The sequence below is a fragment of the Phaeovibrio sulfidiphilus genome (assembly GCF_014861485.1).
Taxonomy (GTDB): domain Bacteria; phylum Pseudomonadota; class Alphaproteobacteria; order Rhodospirillales; family Rhodospirillaceae; genus Phaeovibrio; species Phaeovibrio sulfidiphilus.
This window is the reverse complement of the sequence record NZ_JACZHT010000004.1, coordinates 138,287-157,373: the sequence shown is the minus strand read 5'-3', so window position 1 is coordinate 157,373 and position 19,087 is coordinate 138,287. Positions and strand designations below refer to the sequence as shown.

General features: G+C 68.1%; 14 protein-coding genes. 6 read left to right on the top strand and 8 right to left on the bottom strand.

Annotated elements, in window-relative coordinates; all coding sequences use genetic code 11:
- Positions 1-97: 97 nt before the first annotated feature.
- Both IHV25_RS06690 and IHV25_RS06685 read left to right on the top strand, forming a co-directional pair.
- Positions 98-2,389, top strand: coding sequence for an ATP-dependent helicase (locus tag IHV25_RS06690; protein ID WP_192534344.1), 2,292 nt, complete (start codon positions 98-100; stop codon positions 2,387-2,389).
- A gap of 64 nt (positions 2,390-2,453) precedes the next feature.
- The gene (locus IHV25_RS06685) at positions 2,454-3,128 is read left to right on the top strand and encodes an NAD(P)H-dependent oxidoreductase (RefSeq protein ID WP_192534343.1); all 675 of its coding nucleotides are present in this window, start codon (positions 2,454-2,456) and stop codon (positions 3,126-3,128) included.
- A 70-nt stretch (positions 3,129-3,198) separates the two neighbouring features.
- On the opposite strand, the gene pseI is transcribed toward IHV25_RS06685, so the two are convergent.
- The 8 genes from pseI to IHV25_RS06645 all read right to left on the bottom strand — a co-directional run bounded on the left by pseI (position 3,199) and on the right by IHV25_RS06645 (position 13,339).
- A complete protein-coding gene (gene pseI / locus IHV25_RS06680) occupies positions 3,199-4,248 on the bottom strand; it encodes a pseudaminic acid synthase (RefSeq protein WP_192534342.1) in 1,050 nt (349 codons plus the stop codon).
- A complete protein-coding gene (pseG, locus tag IHV25_RS06675) occupies positions 4,248-5,738 on the bottom strand; it encodes a UDP-2,4-diacetamido-2,4,6-trideoxy-beta-L-altropyranose hydrolase (protein ID WP_192534341.1) in 1,491 nt (496 codons plus the stop codon). Before pseG ends, pseI begins: the two co-directional genes overlap by 1 nt.
- Before the next feature lie 3 nt (positions 5,739-5,741).
- A complete protein-coding gene (pseF, locus tag IHV25_RS06670; protein ID WP_192534340.1) occupies positions 5,742-6,440 on the bottom strand; it encodes a pseudaminic acid cytidylyltransferase in 699 nt (232 codons plus the stop codon).
- Between the two features lie 188 nt (positions 6,441-6,628).
- Positions 6,629-7,945, bottom strand: coding sequence for an aminotransferase class III-fold pyridoxal phosphate-dependent enzyme (locus IHV25_RS06665; protein ID WP_192534339.1), 1,317 nt, complete (start codon positions 7,943-7,945; stop codon positions 6,629-6,631).
- A 1-nt stretch (position 7,946) separates the two neighbouring features.
- Positions 7,947-8,846: an aldo/keto reductase gene (locus IHV25_RS06660; protein WP_192534338.1), complete on the bottom strand. Its 900-nt coding sequence runs from the start codon at positions 8,844-8,846 to the stop codon at positions 7,947-7,949.
- Positions 8,843-9,955, bottom strand: a complete 1,113-nt coding sequence (gene pseC / locus IHV25_RS06655) for a UDP-4-amino-4,6-dideoxy-N-acetyl-beta-L-altrosamine transaminase (protein ID WP_192534337.1) — start codon at positions 9,953-9,955, stop codon at positions 8,843-8,845. The genes IHV25_RS06660 and pseC overlap by 4 nt, the downstream gene beginning before the upstream one ends.
- A 49-nt stretch (positions 9,956-10,004) precedes the next feature.
- Positions 10,005-11,003, bottom strand: a complete 999-nt coding sequence (gene pseB / locus IHV25_RS06650) for a UDP-N-acetylglucosamine 4,6-dehydratase (inverting) (RefSeq protein WP_192534336.1) — start codon at positions 11,001-11,003, stop codon at positions 10,005-10,007.
- Positions 11,004-11,206: 203 nt separating this feature from the next.
- Entirely contained in the window at positions 11,207-13,339 is a 2,133-nt protein-coding gene (locus IHV25_RS06645) for a hypothetical protein (protein WP_192534335.1), read from the bottom strand.
- Between the two features lie 442 nt (positions 13,340-13,781).
- On the opposite strand from IHV25_RS06645, the gene IHV25_RS06640 reads away from it, so the two are divergent.
- The 4 genes from IHV25_RS06640 (at position 13,782) to IHV25_RS06625 (ending at position 19,074) form a co-directional block, all read left to right on the top strand.
- Positions 13,782-14,528: a response regulator gene (locus IHV25_RS06640; protein ID WP_192534334.1), complete on the top strand. Its 747-nt coding sequence runs from the start codon at positions 13,782-13,784 to the stop codon at positions 14,526-14,528.
- A 3-nt stretch (positions 14,529-14,531) separates the two neighbouring features.
- Positions 14,532-16,331 (top strand): stimulus-sensing domain-containing protein, encoded by a 1,800-nt coding sequence (locus tag IHV25_RS06635; protein ID WP_192534333.1) that lies wholly within the window; start codon positions 14,532-14,534, stop codon positions 16,329-16,331.
- A 161-nt stretch (positions 16,332-16,492) separates the two neighbouring features.
- The gene (locus IHV25_RS06630; RefSeq protein WP_192534332.1) at positions 16,493-17,905 is read left to right on the top strand and encodes a class II 3-deoxy-7-phosphoheptulonate synthase; all 1,413 of its coding nucleotides are present in this window, start codon (positions 16,493-16,495) and stop codon (positions 17,903-17,905) included.
- The gene (locus tag IHV25_RS06625; protein WP_192534331.1) at positions 17,902-19,074 is read left to right on the top strand and encodes a nicotinate phosphoribosyltransferase; all 1,173 of its coding nucleotides are present in this window, start codon (positions 17,902-17,904) and stop codon (positions 19,072-19,074) included. The genes IHV25_RS06630 and IHV25_RS06625 overlap by 4 nt, the downstream gene beginning before the upstream one ends.
- Positions 19,075-19,087: the final 13 nt, after the last annotated feature.

Below are 19,087 nucleotides of genomic sequence, written 5' to 3'. Positions count from 1 at the left end.
AAACGTCCCCTCGTGCAACGGCATTCCGGCCCCCATATTCACCGGGCGACGCACATCCGCGGACGTTCACGGTCCAGGTTTTTCTCACGAGAGTCGAATGAACGATCCCTTTTCGCTGGACGATGACCTCGTCCCGGCCCCGCCGGCCACGGTGACCCCTCCCTGGGTTGAGTCCCTGAACCCCGAGCAGCGTCAGGCCGTCACCACAACCGAGGGGCCCGTCCTTGTGCTTTCGGGAGCGGGCACGGGCAAGACCCGCGTCCTGACCACCCGGCTTGCCTACATTCTGGCCACCTGCGCGGTGAAGCCCTGGAACGTGCTGTGCGTGACCTTCACCAACAAGGCCGCCCGCGAGATGCACGAGCGCGCCGCGAGCCTGATCGGTCCGGCCGCCGAGTCGGTCTGGCTGGGCACGTTCCACTCCCTGGCGCTGCGCATCTTGCGCCGCCACCCGGAGCTGGTGAACCTGAAGCCCGGCTTCACCATCCTGGACACGGACGACCAGGTCCGGCTTCTGAAGCAGATCATGGAAGCCGACGACATCGACATCAAGAAGTGGACGCCCCAGATGGCGGGCGGGCTCATCCAGCGCTGGAAGGACCGGGGCTACCGGCCCGACACCCTGCCCCCCTCGGAAAAGGGCAACGCGTTTGCCGGCGGGAAGCTGGCCGCGCTCTACACCGCCTACCAGGACCGTCTGAGCATCCTGAACGCCGTGGACTTCGGCGACATCCTCCTGCACTGCCTGACCATCTTTACCGGCCACCCGGATGTGCTGGCCCACTACAACCGGCAGTTCCGCTACATTCTGGTGGACGAGTACCAGGACACGAACGTGGCCCAGTACCTGTGGCTCCGCCTTCTGGCGCAGGGCTCGGGGAACATCTGCTGCGTGGGGGACGATGACCAGTCGATCTACTCCTGGCGCGGCGCGGTGGTGGAGAACATCCTGCGCTTCGAGCACGACTTCCCCGGAGCCAGCGTCATCCGGCTGGAGCGCAACTACCGCTCCACCCCCACCATCCTGGAGGTGGCCAGCGCCCTGATCCGGGGCAACCGGGGCCGCCTGGGCAAAGACCTGCGCGCCGCCGACGACAGCGCCCCCGCAGGCGAGCCCGTGCAGGTGCTCAGCGTCTGGGACGGCGGCGAGGAGGCCCGGCGCATCGTCGAGGAGGTGGAGACCCTCCAGCGCCGGGGGCACGCCCTCAACGACATGGCCATCCTGGTGCGCACCGGCGCCCAGACCCGCGAGTTCGAGGAACACCTGATCCGCACCGGAGTTCCCTACCGGGTGATCGGCGGCCCGCGCTTCTATGAGCGCCAGGAAATCCGCGACGCTCTTGCCTACCTGCGCCTGATCCACCAGCCCGCCGACTCGCTGGCGTTCGAGCGCATCGTGAACCTGCCCCGCCGGGGGATCGGGGACGCCACGGTCCAGACCCTGAACCGCCTGGCCCGTTTTGAGCGCATCGGACTGGTGGAGGCCTCGCGCCGCATCCTCGAGACCGACGAGCTGCGCCCCGCCGCCCGCAACGCTCTCGGCCGCTTCCTCGAGGACGTGTCGCGCTGGAGCCTGATGGCCATGGACCGCAGCCCCTCGGACCTGTGCGCCCTGGTCCTGGACGAGAGCGGCATCACGGACATGTGGCGCAAGGACAAGGCTCCGAACGCCGAGGGCCGCCTGGAAAACCTCAAGGAGCTGGTGGGCGCCCTGCGGGAGTTCGAGACCCTGGGCGAGTTCCTGGAACACGTCTCCCTGGTCATGGAGAACGAGGCCCGGGCCGAAGAGGACGCCATCACCCTGATGACTCTCCACGGCGCCAAGGGGCTGGAGTTCGAGACCGTCTTCCTGCCCGGCTGGGAGGAGGAGACCTTCCCCCACAAGCGGGCCCTGGAGGAAGGCGGCGCCGACGGCCTGGAGGAGGAGCGGCGCCTGGCCTACGTGGGCATCACCCGGGCCAAGCGGCGCCTGTACATCACCCACGCCGGAAGCCGGCGCCTGTTCAATGACTGGCGGGTGTGCATGCCGTCGCGCTTCCTGGGCGAGCTCCCGGAGCATCTTCTGGAGCGCCAGAGCGAGACCGGCGTCTACGGCTCCGGAGCGCAGGGCTACCGCCCCGCCCCCGGGGGCTGGGGACAGGTCGGCGGCTGGCAGCAGCCCGCCCACCAGAGCCTGTCGCGCGGACGGGTGTTCGAGTCCGACGGCACGCCCTGGGCGGAGGCCCCGCGCAAAAGCACCGGGACCTATGCCCGGGGGGACCGGGTCCACCACGACAAGTTTGGCCCGGGCACCGTGGTCGATGTCTCGGGCGAGCGCCTGGAAATCGATTTCCGCCACGCGGGGCGGCGCAAGGTCATGGCCAGTTTCGTCCGCAAGGAAGGCTCTTGACCGAACCGGCCCGGCCCGCAATTCTCAGTCGTACCCATTTTTGCAGCACAAGGATTCTCCCGCCATGACACCGGCCGCCGAAGCCTTCAAGAACGCCCTCGGTTCGCGCTTTGCCTGCAAGGTCTTTGATCCCGAGCGGGCCGTGTCCGACGCCGACTTTGCCGCCATCCTGGAAGCGGGCTGCATGGCCCCCTCCTCCCTGGGGCTCGAGCCCTGGCAGTTCCTGGTCATCGAGGACCGCGGCCTCCGCAGCAAGATCGCCGAGGTCGCCTGGGGCGTTCAGCGCCAGATGCCCGGGGCCAGCCGGGTGGTCATGATCCTGGCCCGCAAGGGAGCCTCCCTGATGCCGGACAGCCCCTATGTGGGCAAAACCATCATGGCGGACACCCAGCATCTCTCGGGGGAGCCTCTGGCCCTGCGGCTGGAAAAGTACCGGGACTTCGTCACCAACGATTTCGAGCTGACCGGCAATGACCGGGCCTTTTTCGAGTGGGCCTGCCGCCAGTGCTACCTGGCCATGCAGAACATGCTGATGATCTCGGCCCTGATGGGGATCGATTCCTGCCCGATCGAGGGCTTCAACAAGGACAAGCTCGAAGCCCTGATGGCCGCCGAGGGCCACCTGGACCGGGAAACCTTCGGGATTGCCGCGATGGTCGTGTTCGGCTACCAGGCCGAGGGCCCCGCCCGGCCCAAGACCCGCCGCCCGGTGGAGCAGGTGGTGAAAGTGATCGCCTGACGCCTGTGACCACACCCGCGACCACTGGCCCACACAGGAGCCCTGCCGCGCCGGGCCGGGCGCTCCCGTGTCAGTCGATCAGATCCCGCGACAGGGGCGTGCCCCGGGCAATGTCGCACCGGGCCCGGCGCCCAAGAACCTCGTCATAATGACGGGTGTGCAGGCCATGCCCGGGCCGGATGGACCGCACATTTTGGGCCGTGAACGGCTCCCCCGCCCGCACATCCGCCACCACAAACAGCGACCGGCGGAACACCACCGATCCCTGCTCGGCTTTGGTGCGGTCGTAGGACACGGTCCCCAGCGCCGCTTCCGCGGTGCGAATGGCGTCCACCATGCTGCGGAACTCGTGCGGCTCCATGGAAAAGGCGGAGTCAGGCCCCCCGTCGGCCCGCGACAGGGTGAAGTGCTTTTCCACCACCCGGGCCCCCACGCATACCGCCGCCAGCGCCACGGTGCTGCCCAGGGTGTGGTCAGACAGCCCCGCCGGGCAGCCGAACGCTGCCGACAGGTGGGGAATGGTGCGCAGGTTTGCCTCCTCCACCGGAGCGGGGTAGGAGCTGGTGCATTTCAGCAGGACCAGCTCCGGCGTCCCGTTGTCGCGCAAGGTGCGCACGGCCTCGTCGATTTCCGCAAGGGTGGCCATGCCCGTGGACAGGATAACGGGCTTTCCCGTCCGGGCGATGGTCTTCAGAAGGGGGATGTCCACCACCTCGAAGGAGGCCACCTTGTGGAGCGGAACCCCCAGATCCTCGAGAAACGCCACCGCCGTCGGATCGAACGGCGTGGAGAAGCAGTCCAGCCCCAGGTCGGCGGCCAGCGCCATCAGGCGCGGATGCCACTCCCAGGGAAGGAACGCCTCCTGATAAAGATCGTGGAGAGTGCGCCCCTCCCACAGGGTGCCCTGGATCCGGAAGAACGGGTTGTCGCAGGCCAGGGTCAGGGTGTCGGCGGTGTAGGTCTGGAGCTTGACCGCATCGGCCCCGGACTCGGCGGCGGCACGGATAATGGCCTCGGCCCGCTCGATGCTGCCGTTGTGGTTGGCCGAGACCTCGGCAATCAGGTAGGCCCGGGGCGACGGGCCTTTCAGGCACTGGTCAAAGCGGGTGGCGTTCATCATCACTCTTTCCCGAACGTGGCGGCATCCATCGTGAACAGCAACAGGGTGCGGCCGCCCTCACCCCACTCCCGCTGGAGGGTGAACCCCGCCTGGCGGAACAGGCGCTCCGACGCGGCGTTCGATGCGACAACGACCGCCTCGACCCGGTCGGCGGCCCCGGAGGCGAACAGCCGGGCGAGGGCGAGGGAGAGGGCGCGCGCACCAATCCCCTTCCCCCGGACGGAAGCGGACAGGGCGATGCTCACGGTGGCCCGGCGCCCGCTGACGCTGAAGCGCACATACCCGGCAAAGCGGCCGTCGGCCTCCAGGATGTAAAACGGCTGCCCGGAGGCCAGCATGCGGGCAAACCAGGCCTCGTGCTCCGGGCGGGCGATGGCGTCCGTCGTCAGGGAGTTGCCCCGAACTGCCGGGTCGTTGGCCAGGTCCAGCAGAGGGTCACAGTCCCCCGGCCCCACGTCCCGAAGCGCGAGGGCAGGAGAGGAAAACAGGCGCATGAGCTCGGCCTCGCCCGCGCCCACACCCATGGCCAGCAGCCGCTCCGAAACCCGGGCGGTCAGGGACGGGGAGGCAAGGAACCCCGCCAGCCGGTCCGCGCTGAAGGGCCAGGCCAGGTCACAGCGCTCCAGCTCCCGGATGGCGGCCCGCTGGTTCTCGGCGATCTCGACGGTCAGGAACGGCACCCCGAGGGCGCACAGCTCCCAGCAGGTGGACCCGCCGGCGGTGATGCACAGGTCGGTCTGCTCCATCAGGGCGGGCATGTCGCGCACCTGGTAGAGAACCTCCACCCGGGCCGGGCAGTCCTCCAGGGCCTCCCGGACCTGGCGCTCCCTCATGGAGCCGCCGATCACCCGCAGGGTGCAGCCCGCCAGGCCCGGCTGGGCCAGCGCCGGAGCCAGGGACGGCAGGACGTCCGCAAAGCTGCCCCCGCCAAAGGTCAGCAGAAGGCTGCGCACCGGCGTCTTCCCGCAGTGGGGCGTGACGGAGCGCTGGGCCTCCCGGAACTCCCGGCGCAAGAGCGCATGACGCGGGCCGAACAGGCGCAGGCCGATGTCGCCGTGATAGGAGAGATGCTCGGCCCCCAGGTTCTGGTTCAAAAGCGCATCGCAGTGATACACGGGCTGGTGGGCGTAATCGTCCACCACCAGGACCCGGTAGCCCGCCTCGCGCAGGGCGCTCTGGCAGTCGGGGCCGAAGTGGTATCCGTCCAGGACGACCCAGGCCGGGTCCAGCCCCGTCTGCCGGATGTGCGCCAGCAGCACGTCCGGGCTTTCCTGGCGGGGAATGGCGTCGGACAACGGGGAAAAGGGGACTCCCTCGGTGGCCAGCCTCTCGCGCACCCAGGAGACATCCATCCGGCTCGCAAGGTGAACCGGGATGCCCGCCGCCCGGCAGGACTGGATCAGGGCGAGGGAGCGCATCACGTGCCCCGTCCCCATGCGGGGCGAGGTATCAGCGCAAATCAGGACGCCGCTGCGGGCACGGGGGCTCACGTCTCAGCCCTCCGCCGCCAGACGGGTGGCGATCCGCTCGGCGCGGATCCAGTCCTCCTCGGTGTCGATGTCCACCGCGCTGTCCGGGGGAACCTCGATCAGGCCCGTATGCTCGCCAAGGGCCAGCTCGTGCTCCAGGAAATGGTCCACCTCGAAGAAATAGGCCTGCCCCACATCCACGTAGGACTGCGGCATGTCCTGGGAGCGCATGGCCGCCTTGTCGTCAGGAAACAGACGGTAGAGACTGCCGGACCCGCTGGCCCCCATCAGCTGGAACACCGGGTAGGGAACGGGCACCACGGCCCAGAGGCTCCGGAAGCCGCCCCCGCGCAGGCGCTCCATTCCCTGCCTCAGGAGATCGGCCGAAAGCAGGGGAGCCGTCGGATAGATGTGGCAGAAATGGCGGATGGCGGGATCGGTCTCCCGCAGCAGCTCCAGCATGTGGCGGGCCGCCTTGTGGGCGGGGGCGTAGTCGTCCGCAAGATCCGAGGGCCGCAGCGCGGGCACCTCGGCCCCGGCCGCCCGGGCGACCGCGGCGATGTCCGGATCGTCGGTGGAGACCACAACCCGGTCGAACACCCCGGACTCCAGCGCCGCCCCGATAGGCCACGCGATCATGGGGCGCCCCAGAAACGGCCGGATGTTCTTGCGCGGGATCCGTTTCGATCCGCCCCGCGCGGTGATGATGGCAATGGCACTCATGCCCCGGTTCTCCCGAAAGACAACAGCCGCCCCGCATGACCCCGGAGCCGGGCAAAGGATACAGGCGAACACCACCCGGATAAACCCCGCCCGGTTGTTGCAGGACCACCGGGGAGACGGACGGCGCCCCCCTGCCCCCGGGCTTTCCCGGTGCCCCGCAGTTTTCCGACGCTGCCGGAGACGAAGCCCTAGGCCAGGCGCCGGAAGCCGGCCGCCGAGGGCTCGCCCTCCAGCCGGTCCCGGACCGTGCCCGACTCCCGGGCCTCCGCCAGGGTTTTGAACGAGCGGTCCACGGCCCCGAGGTACTGCTCCACGTCCGCATCCGTATGGGCGGCCATCAGGTAGCAGAGGTTGGAGGCCAGAATGCCCTGCTCCTTCATCAGCTGGACGAAGTACGCCTTGCTGGCGGCAAAGTCCGGCCCGTCGATGCTGAAGTGGGCCATGGCCTCCATGCCGTCCACCTGAACCGGAAGCCCGTGGCGCGCGCCCGCGTCCAGCCAGCCCTGCTTGATGGCCCGGCCATGGCGGGCAAACTGCTCGTGCACGGCCAGGCGCTGATGCTTGCGCAGCGTGGCAAGGGCCGCCACCGGGCCGATGCGCTCGGTCCAGTTGGTGGAGGAAATAAAGGTGTCCTGTGCCGCCTGCATCACGTCGGAGCGCCCCACGACCGCCGACATGGCGTAACCGTTGCCCAGGGCCTTGGAGAAGACGGCCATGTCCGGCGTCACCCCGTTGTGGAGCACCAGGTGGGCGCCTCCGGTGGTGTAGCGCAGCCCGGCGGAAATCTCGTCCATGATGAGCACGGCGCCGGTCCGGTCCGCCAGGGCGCGCACGGCCTCCACAAATCCGGGAGCCGGCGGACAGGAGCGAATGGGCTCCATCACGATGCAGGCCAGACGGTCCGGGTTGTCGGCGGCGATCTGCTCCAGTTCCTCCGGGTGGTTGTAGCGGAACGGGAACGCCGTGCCCGCAAGACCCCGGGGAACGCCGGCCGGATCCAGGCCGGGAATCAGGTGCCCGTCCAGGGCGGAGTCCCCGGCCAGGTTGGCCGCAAGATACCAGTCCATCCAGCCGTGATAGCCGCAGAAGGCCACCACGTCGCGCCGGGTGTGGGCCCGGGCCAGGCGTACCGCCATGGCCATGGCCTCGCCCCCCGAGCGGGTGTAGCGCACCATCGTGGCCCAGGGGTGAAGCGAGCACAGAAGCTCCGCAAGCTCGACCTCCTCCGGACAGTTCAGGGAGCTCGCCACCCCCTTGGAGATGGCCGCGCGGACCGCATCGTCCACCTCGTCGTCCGCGTAGCCCAGCACGCAGGCCCCAATGCCCGCGATGGACATGTCCAGGTACTCGCGGCCGTCCACGTCCCGGATCCGGGCGCCCTTCGCGCTCTCGTAGTAGCCGGGCCAGACGCCATAGCTGAACATGTCCGGGCGCTTCGACAGAAGCTGGGTCATGCCGGGAATGCGGGCGCGGGCCCGGTCCTGAAGCTGGCGGGAGCGGGACATGTCAGTGTCTCCAGAGCGAGGGGTTGAGCAACCGGTTCTCCTGGGGAGGAACCAGCCGGTCCAGGGCGGACAGGGTGTCCCCGGACAGGTGCAGGCCCCGGGCGGCGCGGGCGGTCTCGCGGACCTGCTCCGGCGTCTCGGCGCCAAAAAGAACCCGCGCGGACGGATAGCGCGCAAGAAGCCACCGGACCGCCAGAACGGCAACCGGAACCTCGAGGCTCCGGCACAGGGCATGAAGCGCCCGCACCGAGTCCGAAAGGGGGGCAAGGTAGGGCGGAAGATCCCCGGGAGCGAGGCAGAGAACACCCTGAAGCAGGGCGCTGCGGATGTGGACGGTCTTTCCCGCCTCCTCGGCGCGCTCGAAGACGCCGGCGTCCTCGAAGCGGCGGTCAAAGACACTCGCCGGGATCTGGATGGCATGAAGGAAAGGGTTGTCCAGAGCCTCAAGGGCCCGCTCCGGCGTGTAGACCGAGCAGCCCAGGGACCGGGTCAGGCCAGACTCCATCAGAGCCATGAAATAGACCACAAAACCCGGCTCTTCCAGGTACGCAAGGTGCTCCTCGCGGTGGAACATCAGGCAGTCCAGGCGCTCCACGCCCAGGCGGCACAGGGAGATCTCCACCATGGTGTCCATGTTTTCGGCGTCGGCCAGGGTCAGCTCGGGCGGGAGCTTGGTCACGATGCGCGCCTGCGCCTGCGCATCCAAAGCCCCGAGGGCATGCCCCAGAACCTGCTCGCTGGTGCCATAGGCCCGCGCCGTGTCAAAGCCCGTGACGCCGCACTCCAGCGCTGCCCGGACCACGGCGGTCGCCTGATCCGCGTCCGGCTGGCCGGTCCGGTTGGCAACCCCGTAGGGCTGGCCGAGCTGGGCCGTCCCCAGGACAAGACGCGAGGCGCTCACGACAGAAGCTCCCGGACAACCCGGTCCACCTCCCCGTCCTCCATCCCCGGCCAAAGGGGCAGCGTGAGGATCTCGGCAAAGGCCGCCTCGGACACCGGACACAGGCCCGGCTCGTACCCGAGGGAACGGTAGTAGGGATGCAGGTACACCGGAATGTAATGCACGTTCACACCGATGCCCGCGGCCCGCAGCGCCCGGAACCGGCTGTCCCGATCCGGCGTGCGCACCACGTACAGGTGACGGGCGTGCCGGATATCCGGAAGGGTCTCCAGGGGACGGACCGCCGTCCCCGCAAGGGCCGCATCATAGCGGCGTGCGAGAGCATTGCGCCGCTCCACCCAGCCCGGCAGGCGGGCCATCTGGCTCGTCCCCAGGGCGCACTGGATATCGCAGATGCGGTAGTTGTAGCCCAGACTGGTCATTTCATAGAACCAGCCCCCGGCGGCCTCTCTCTGGGCCGCGGTGCTGGTGATGCCGTGTCCCCGCAGATGACGCATCCGCTCGGCAAGGCCCGGGTCGTCGGTCAGGGCCATGCCCCCTTCGCCCGTGGTCACGGGCTTGACGGGATGAAAGCTGAACACCGTCACGTCCGCCAGGGTGCCCACCCGGCGCCCCCGGTATTCGCCGCCCAGCGCGTGGCAGGCGTCGGCCACCAGAGCCAGCCCATGACGGCGGGCCAGAGCCCTGAGGGCGTCCCAGTCGCACGGCTGGCCCGCATAGTCCACCCCCACAATGGCCCGGGTGCGCGGCGTGATGGCCGCCGCCACCGCCTCCGGATCCAGAAGCAGGGTCCGGGGGTCCACGTCCGCGAACACGGGCCTGGCCCCGCAGTACAGCACCGCATTGGAGGTGGCCGCGAAGGTCACCGGCGGCACGATGACCTCGTCACCGGGGCCGATGTCCAGGGCCATCATGGTCACGTGAAGAGCCGCCGTCCCGCTGGACACCGCCACCGCATGAGCGGCACCGGTGAAGGCGCACACCGTCTCCTCGAAGTGGGCGACCGCGGGCCCCGTGGTCAGCCAGTCGGATTTCAGAACCTCGACAACCGCCTTGATATCGCTGTCATCGATGCTCTGGCGTCCATAGGGAAGAAAACGTTCGCTCACAGCTTTTCTCCATCCGGGGCGGACACACAATGACGAACCGCACCGCGGCTCAGAGGGCGCATTCCTGCTGGCACAGGGTCCGGAGTTCCTCGACCGTCAGCCAGCGGTCGTTTGTCCCGGAGACATACGAGAAATCATCCGGGCAGGGCGTGCCCTCCGACACAAAGGAGGCGTCCCACCAGTTGAACTCGGGCTGGATCACGTAGCGGTCCGCAAGCTCCACCGTGTTGCGCGCGTCATCCGCCGTGATCATGGCCTCGTGCAGCTTCTCACCGGGGCGGATGCCCACAATGTCCACCGGAAGCCCCGGGCCGATGGCCTCGGCCACGTCCAAAATCCGGTAGCTCGGGATCTTGGGAACAAAGACCTCCCCGCCCCGCATGCGGCGGAAGCTGTCCATAACGAACCGGACCCCCTCGCCCAGGGTGATGGAAAAGCGGGTCATGCGCGGGTCCGTCACCGACAGACGGCCCTTCTCCCTCGCCTGCTTCAGGAAGAACGGGAACACCGACCCCCGGGAGCCCACCACGTTGCCATAGCGCACAACCGCAAACCGGGTCGGCGCGGTGCCGGACATGATGTTGCCCGCAACGAACAGCTTGTCCGAGCACAGCTTGGTCGCCCCGTACAGGTTGACCGGAGCCGCCGCCTTGTCCGTGGACAGGGCCACAACCCGCTGGACGTTGCACTCGATGGCGGCGGTGATGATGTTCTGCGCCCCAAGAACGTTGGTCTTGATGGCCTCGAAGGGGTTGTACTCGCACGCGGGCACCTGCTTCAGGGCCGCCGCGTGAACGATAAAATCGATACCCCGGAAGGCCGTGCGCAGGCGCTCGATGTCCCGGACGTCACCAATGAAATACTGGATTTCGGGCCGGTTGGCCGGATTGAACTCCGGCAGGTTGGCCATCTCGTACTGCTTGAGCTCGTCACGGGAGAAGACGACGACCTTGCGCGGCCGCGCGTGCTCCAGCAGATGCGAAACGAATTTTCTGCCGAAGGATCCGGTGCCGCCGGTAACCAGAACGGCCTTGTCGTCGAAAATCATGAGAACAGCCTTGTCACGGAGAGATCATGTCCGCCGGGACTCCGCCCCGGAGGAAGGCGCGTGGAGGCGCGCAGGGAGCATTTTTGCCAAACCGGACCGACACAAGGGAGGTTTTGATACCGGCCGGACGCCGGCTCCCCAGTCTGCTCCTGCTCTAGAACCGGGCCGGGGCTTTGTCAACATCCGCTTGGAAGCCCTGCGCCCTAGAGCCTGCGGGCCAGCTTCAGCGCGGCCAGAAGCGGCGCGAAACGCAAACGAGTCGAAGCCATGGAGGGCAAAACCGCCTCGCGACCCGGCTGTGAGAACGCCAGCCGGAGAACCCCGAGAGACAGCCCCCGCGGCCCCATATCCTTAACCGATCCTGCGTTCGGCCGCGCCTCGAATGCCAGAACATTCAGTCCGGCCAGAATCCCGTCCGAGACCGGCAGACAGACCCTCACGATCCCGCCCGTGCCGGGAAACCGGGTGAGCGAGTGTCCGTTGAGGGTCACCTCCACCTCCACTCCGGCCCGGGCGAAACAATCAACGGTGATCCCTGAAACCGGCTTCCCGTCCCCCGCCTGGAACGCCAGTCGGGCCGTGGATCTCTGGAGGGCGCGGTACCCCGCCCGGGGCTTTCGCCAGCCCCCCAGCACATAGGTCTGCCCGTTGCCGCCACGGGAGGTAAGGCGGATCACCCCGTCCGGAGGCAGGGCGTATGTCCCCCTCTCCAGCACGAGCCTGAGCCCCTCGCGCTCGATGTCCAGAGGCTGGCTCCAGATCCGGTCCTCGTCCTCCCGGGTTCGCGCCTGCTCGGCAGGACCGGGAAGACGGCGTGGCGGCGCGTTCGTCAGAACCGCCTCGCACAGGAAGTCCAGGACCGGATCACGGTTCGGGGCAAGCTCCCCCGGCTCACGCCAGGCAAGACGTGCGGAACGGGCGTTGGGCATGGCCACAAAGGGGAACGGAAAACCCCAGAGATTGCGGAGGGTATAAAGGAGCCGGAACGCCGGACGCTGGAAAGCCGCACTTCGGAACCCCTTGGGAATCAGAGCGTAACGGGCAAACGCCTCGGCGATGCTCTCGCGGGTGGTCAGAACCTCCGTCCCCCGGAACTCACTGAGGAACAGGCGCGAGCCGTAGCAGTTCTGCTTGCCGTGCAGCCCCATCTCCAGAGAACACGTGGAGGCATAGGAAAGCCCCACATCCGCGATTTTCATCAGGCCATAGGTGGAGAAGGGATCCTCTGCATCAATGACAGTCAGGCGCTCCCGGCCGCTCTCCTTGAGGGACTGGTAGAAGGCGATGTCCTCCCGGGCCTCACGGGTATAGAGGCCGCCCCTCGCCATGTTCGGATGCACACGCAAGACCACATGGACATGCGGATAGCGGGCAGCCTCATCCAGCACCCTCAGAATCCAGGCGTTCTGCTCGCCAGGGGGGTGAACTTTGGCAAACTCCGGATCGGCACTCAACTCATCGGTGGAGGACGGGAACACCGCCCAGACAGAGGTTTCCGGCGCGATCCCGAGCTTGCGATACAGATCCGCATCCGAATCGAAGTTCAGGCTGGCAAAGGCCGTCCCCCCCACCGAGGTCTGGCTGCCCCACTCCCGCTGGAACTGGTAAAGCACGATCTCCTCGATCTCATCGCGGGTCAGGGGGACGTCTTCCCAGTCCCGGACCAGTTCCGACAGGCGGGACGTGGCCCCCGTCGCGGTATTGCGGGCCATGATAATGGTTTCCGGAACCCACCCGGCCTCGTGGGTGTAGAAGGGGATTCCGCGCATCCCGGCAATCTCGCGGGAAATCCGTTCATTTGAATGGCGCCCGTTGAACAGCACGATCCGGTCATAGGCCTCACGGTCCAGAAGCCTCTCCAGCGTCAGAGCCCAAAGAAGGCCGCCCTCCAGATAGCGGCGGAAGGCTGCGTCCACATCCGGGTTGCCGGGCTCATAGCTTGCCAGCCGAAATTGGGACAGGACAGTTCCCACCACCCAGTCACCCAGGGCCCAGAGCCCGTAGACCGCACGGGAGAACATCTCCGGCGTCAGGGACGCTGCCCAGGTGCGGGCACAGTCCCGATCCCCGGCGGAAACCTGCGTGCAAAGCGAGCGCAGGGACAGCCCGGCCTCTGCGGCCCGGGCAGAGCCCCGGCGGAAACATCGCCGACAAAACGCCTCCTGCTCCTTGCGGGAACGCTCCACCGGGGTAACGGCGCAGATTCCGGACAGCGCATCACAGCCATAGTAGTCGACAGTCGCCCCACGAAGCGCGAGCGCCCTGAGCAGGGTGGCCTCCTGATAGCCGTGAAACCCCCACGTGTTCGACAGGGAGGCCAGACTCAAAACCTTCATACCAATTCAACGCTCCGGAGGAGAAGACAGGGGAAATCGGGCGCAGTATGAAACCGGACCCCGCAGGCAGGCAAGAACCCAGGCATTACATTACGAGCAAGACATTCAGCAGCATCCGGCGGGCCGGTCCGGCCGGTCCCTGCCGCTCCCTCCCGGCCGGGGCCGCACAAAACTGCGGGAGGCCGGAGACGCCCCGTGGGCAAGCCCCCTATCCCGGGATGGGCCTGTGCACGGGGGACAGCGGGGAGCCTGTGGAGAGCCGGAAACCGGCTGGGGGAGCGCGAGAAGCCTGCCCCTTCAGGGCATGAGCGCCCCGGCTCGCCCGACCGCGACACCCCGCCCGCTCAAGTCGAACACGTCCGAACCGGAGCACAGGGGGAAACATTGACGCGCGACGCCGCTCAAACTATATCTTTTTCTCAGCCTGCCAGGAGAAAATGCCGTGGAGCGACATATCGTTCTCGTTGATGATGACCGCAACATCCTGACCTCGATCTCATTGATGCTCGAGGAGGAGGGCTTTCACGTCACGACCTACAACGATGGAGCGGAAGCCCTGAAGGGTCTTTTGCGCCGGCCCGCCGACCTTGCGGTGCTGGACGTCAAGATGCCCCGCATGGATGGCATGGAGCTTCTCCAGAAACTCCGGGAGCGCACCCGCATGCCCATCGTCCTCCTGACCTCGAAGGACGACGAGGTGGACGAGCTCATGGGGCTGCGCCTGGGCGCGGACGACTACATCAAGAAGCCGTTCTCCCAGAGGCTGCTGATCGAGCGGATCCGCTCCCTTCTGCGGCGGGCGGACCTGCGCGGCGAGGTCGCCGAGACCGAGCCCTCGAAAAGCGCCATGGCCCGCGGGGATCTGGTTCTGGATCCGGACCGCCACCTGTGCACCTGGAAGGGTCACCCGGTGGACCTGACCGTGACCGAATTCCTGATCCTGCACGCGCTCGCCACCCGGCCCGGCCACGTCAAAAGCCGCGACCAGTTGATCGACGCCGCCTACGGCGAGAACATCTACGTGGACGACCGCACCATTGACAGCCACATCAAGCGGCTGCGGCGGAAGTTCCGGGATGCGGACCGGTCGTTCTCGGAAATCGAGACCCTCTATGGCGTGGGCTACCGCTACAAGGATCCGGCGGCGATCCGCGACCGGGACGACGGCATCGACGGGACGGACTACTGACCCATGGAGCCGGTCCGCCCCGAGCCCTCCTCCGGCGGCGGTCCCAACGCCGCAAAGAAGGCGACCTGGTCGCGCGGGCGCGGTCGTGGCCTGTTCCGCTCGTCCCTGACGCGCCGCATCCTGCTGATCAACCTGATCGCGCCCCTGTTCCTGGCGGCGGGGCTTCTCTATCTCAATCTCTACAAGCGGACCCTCTACGAGACCGCCTTCTCCACCCTGGAGACCGAGGCCTCCCTGATTGCCGCGGCCATCTCGCGGACGGTCTGCCCCCCGGGCACCGGGACCGCCGCCCACGCCCCGGATGACACAGCGGCCCCCCACCCGTTCCCCAACCCGGCGGAGGCCCGCGCCACGCTCCTCTCCATGGCGGAGTTGGCCCGGATCCGGGCCCGGATCTTCGCCGCCGACGGAACCCTGGTGGCCGACAGCCACCCCGGTGTCTCGGTCGGGGCCGAGGACGCGGACCAGGGCAGTGAGGGGGAGAGCCTGGGCCTGATCATGGCCAAGCGCCTGTACCAGTCCATGATCCCCCTGAAGCCCGACGCCCGGGGCCTGCCCCTGGAGCCGGACATTCCGCACCCCTCCGCCGCCGACTACCCGGAGGCCGTGAAGGCCCTGTCCGGCGCAGGGCCCGCCAACGCCCTGCGGATCACCGCCGAGCAGGCCCTGATCCTGTCGGTGGCCGTGCCCATTCCCGCGCTCTCCGTGCTGCCGGACGCCCCTCCCCGCTCCGCGGCCGGATCCCCGCCCGCGTCCCCTGTGGCAGCGCCCGGCGCCCAGCCGCCGCTGCTGGGAACGGTGCTCATCTCCAGCAACGGCGAGGACATCGTCCGCAACCTGTTTGAGATGCGGGTCATGGTCCTGGAGATCTTCACCGTCACCCTGATGATCACCATCGCCCTGTCCCTGTACCTTGCGGGAACCATTGCCCGGCCGCTGGTGCGCCTGGCCTGGGCGGCGGACCGGGTCCGCAACTCCCGGAGCGGCCGCTCCCACGAGATCCCCGACTACTCCAGCCAGAACAACGAGCTGGGCGACCTGTCCGGCGCCCTGCGGGGCATGACAGAGGCGCTCTGGGCCCGGATGGACGCCATCGAGGGCTTTGCCGCCGACGTGTCCCACGAGCTGAAGAACCCCCTCACCTCGCTGAAAAGCGCGGTGGAGACGGCCGCGCGCATGAAGGATCCCGAGAAGCAGAAGCGCCTGATGGACGTGGTGCTGCACGACGTCCAGCGCCTGGACCGCCTGATCACCGACATCAGCGACGCCTCGCGGCTGGACGCCGAGCTGTCCCGGGGCGGCGGCGAAACCCTGGCCCTGCGCCCCCTGCTAAAGGCCCTGGTCCAGCTTTATGAAAGCGAGGCCGAGCGGCACGGTGTGAAACTCCGGCTGGAGCTCGCCGAGCCGGACAACATCCTCGAGGTCCACGCCACCGAGGGCCGCCTGGCCCAGGTCTTCCGGAACCTGATTGCCAACGCCCTCTCGTTCTCGCCCCGGGGCAGCACCATCCGGATCGAGGCCGCGCAGATCGTGGACCGGGTCATTGTGACCGTGGACGACCAGGGCCCGGGCATTCCGCCGGGTGCATTCGAGCGGATCTTCACCCGCTTCTACTCCGAACGCCCCGCCGCCGAGGCGTTTGGCAACCACTCGGGCCTTGGCCTTGCGATCTCCCGCCAGATCGTCGAGACCTACGACGGGCGGATCTGCGCGGCAAACCGCAAGGATCCGGCGGGCGAGACCCTGGGCGCCCGATTTACCGTGGACCTGCCCGCGGCCAACCCTCCCGAACCGGAGGGCTGAGCGACTCCCCACCCCACCGTACTCCTGCCCACGGGCCGCCTTCCGCCCCCCGGAAGCCCGGCCCGGAACCCGCTTTTTCTCTGGTCACCGGAGCCCTCATTGGGCTATCACTTCGGAACCAGATTTCAACCGCGACAGGAAAAAATAAAGGACTCCCGAACATGGCCACGCAGTGGACGCCGGAGAGCTGGCGCTCGAAGCCCGCCCGGCAAATGCCCGAATACCCCGATCCGGAACACATCAAAAGCGTTGAGCAGATGCTGTCCAAGTATCCTCCGCTTGTGTTTGCGGGCGAGGCGCGCTCCCTCCATGCCGAACTCGCCCGGGTGGCGGCTGGAAAGGCGTTCCTCCTCCAGGGCGGCGACTGCGCGGAGAGCTTTGCCGAGTTCTCGGCCAACACCATCCGGGACACGTTCCGCGTCCTGCTCCAGATGGCGGTGATCCTGACCTTTGGCGCGGCCCTGCCGGTCATCAAGGTCGGGCGCATGGCGGGCCAGTTCGCCAAGCCCCGCTCGGAGCCGACCGAGAGCCGGGACGGCCTCGCCCTGCCCAGCTACCGCGGCGACATGGTCAACGCTATGGAGTTCGAGCCGGACGCCCGCAGGCCGGACCCGGAGCGCCTGCTGAAGGTCTACAACCAGTCGTCGGCGACCCTGAACCTGCTGCGCGCCTTCTCGAAGGGCGGCCTTGCGGACCTGAACCAGGTCGGCCGCTGGACCCTGGACTTCGTCAAGGGCAACCCCGCCGCCGAGCGCTACGCCGAATTCGCCGGCCGCATCGCCGAGGCGCTGGACTTCATGCGCGCCTGCGGCCTGACGCCGGAGTCCGTGCCCCAGATCCACGAGACGTCGTTCTACACGTCCCACGAGGCCCTGCTCCTGAACTACGAGGAGGTGCTGTCGCGCGTCGACTCCCTGACCGGCGACTGGTACGCCTGCTCGGCCCACTTCCTGTGGATCGGCGACCGGACCCGGAACCTGGACGGCGCCCACATCGAGTACCTCCGGGGCATCCGCAACCCGGTGGGCGTGAAGATCGGCCCCGACGCCTCGCCCGACGAGGTGATCCGCCTGTGTGACGCCCTGAACCCGGAAAACGACCCGGGCCGCCTGACCCTGATCATCCGCATGGGCGCGACGAAAATTGCCGACGCCCTGCCCGGACTGATCCGCGCGGTCGAGCGGGAGGGACGCTCGGTGGTCTGGAGCTCCGACCCCATGCACGGGAACACCATCAAGGCCTCCAACGGCTACAAGACCCGGAACTTCGGGGCCATCCTCCAGGAGGTGCGCGAGTTCTTCCGCATCCACCGCGAGGAGGGAACCCACCCGGGCGGCGTCCACTTCGAGATGACCGGCGCCGACGTGACCGAGTGCACCGGCGGCGTCCAGGAGATCACCGAGGCGCGTCTGGCGGACCGCTACCACACCCACTGCGACCCGCGCATGAACGCGAGCCAGTCCCTGGAGCTGGCCTTCCTGATCGCCGAGGCCCTGAAGGACGAGCGCACCCGGTCCCGGGAACGCTCCATCGCCGAGGCCACCCGGGCTCTCACCGGATCCTGCCCCCGATGACGCAGGGACGGTCCCCGGACGAAACGCACCTGGCCGAAGTCTGGCCGACCCTCGACCAGGTGCCGCGCTGGACGGACAAGTATTTCAGCCGGACCCGGGCCGTCATCGAACGCTACGGGGACGCGGAGGTCACCTACGCGGTGTTCATGCGCCGCCCGGTGGTCTTCGCGCCCCGGCTTGCCCTGCTGTGGCTCGAGACCCTCGCCCGGGAAAAGAACGCGGACGTGGCGATCGAGTGCCTCTACAAGGAGGGGGACTGGGTCGGAGCGGGTGAGCCGCTTCTGTACATCACCGGATCCTTCGCCGCCCTCGCCGAGCTGGAAACCCTGCTGCTGGGCAAGCTGGGGGCCGCGTGCGTGGCCGCCTACAACGCCTTCAGCATGTGCGTCGAGCTTCCCGAGGTCGCCTTCCTGGCCATGGACGCCCGCCACTGCGCGGGCACCGAGATGGCCGAGCTGATGGCCTACGCCGCCTCGGTCGGCAGCCGGGCCGCCCAGACCACCCGGGGCGCAAAGGGCTTTGTCGGGAACGCCACCGACGCCACCGCCCGGTTCTTCGACCAGGCCGAGGGCTTCGGGACCATGCCCCACGCCCTGATCGGCTATGCGGGCTCGACCCTGCGGGCCGCCCAGATGTTCCACGAGACCCACCCGGACGTGAACCTGGTGGTGCTGGTGGACTACTTCGGCCAGGAAATCACCGACGGCCTTGCGGTCTGCGCCCATTTCCCCGAGCTTGCGGCCCAGGGACGCCTGAGCCTGCGCCTGGACACCCACGGCGGACGCTATGTGGAGGGCCTGGGCCCCCAGCGGTCCTACGAGGTGCTGGACCGGAATGCACCGGGCGCCATCCGCGCCTACCGCACGGAAACCGAGCTGCGCTATCTGATCGGCACCGGCGTCTCGGCCGCCGCCCTGTGGCACGTGCGCGAAAGCCTGAACGAGGCCGGCTTCCCCAACGTGAAGATCGTGGCCTCGTCGGGCTTCTCCGCCGCCAAGTGCCGGGCCATGGGCTACGCCCGGGCCCCCATTGACGTGATCGGCACCGGCTCCTATCTGCCGGAAAACTGGAACGAAACCTACGCCACCGCCGATGTCATCCGGTACAACGGAGAAAGCCGGGTGAAAATCGGTCGCGAATTTCTTCTCACCCCCCGCTCCGGGCGCTAAAGGATCTGCAAGT

Bases quoted from the DNA above. Each gene is read 5' to 3' on its own strand.
- IHV25_RS06690 (WP_192534344.1), top strand. From the start codon at position 98: ATGAACGATCCCTTTTCGCTGGACGATGACCTCGTCCCGGCCCCGCCG.
- IHV25_RS06685 (WP_192534343.1), top strand. From the start codon at position 2,454: ATGACACCGGCCGCCGAAGCCTTCAAGAACGCCCTCGGTTCGCGCTTT.
- pseI (WP_192534342.1), bottom strand. From the start codon at position 4,248: ATGATGAACGCCACCCGCTTTGACCAGTGCCTGAAAGGCCCGTCGCCC.
- pseF (WP_192534340.1), bottom strand. From the start codon at position 6,440: ATGAGTGCCATTGCCATCATCACCGCGCGGGGCGGATCGAAACGGATC.
- IHV25_RS06665 (WP_192534339.1), bottom strand. From the start codon at position 7,945: ATGTCCCGCTCCCGCCAGCTTCAGGACCGGGCCCGCGCCCGCATTCCC.
- pseB (WP_192534336.1), bottom strand. From the start codon at position 11,003: ATGATTTTCGACGACAAGGCCGTTCTGGTTACCGGCGGCACCGGATCC.
- IHV25_RS06645 (WP_192534335.1), bottom strand. From the start codon at position 13,339: ATGAAGGTTTTGAGTCTGGCCTCCCTGTCGAACACGTGGGGGTTTCAC.
- IHV25_RS06635 (WP_192534333.1), top strand. From the start codon at position 14,532: ATGGAGCCGGTCCGCCCCGAGCCCTCCTCCGGCGGCGGTCCCAACGCC.
- IHV25_RS06630 (WP_192534332.1), top strand. From the start codon at position 16,493: ATGGCCACGCAGTGGACGCCGGAGAGCTGGCGCTCGAAGCCCGCCCGG.
- IHV25_RS06625 (WP_192534331.1), top strand. From the start codon at position 17,902: ATGACGCAGGGACGGTCCCCGGACGAAACGCACCTGGCCGAAGTCTGG.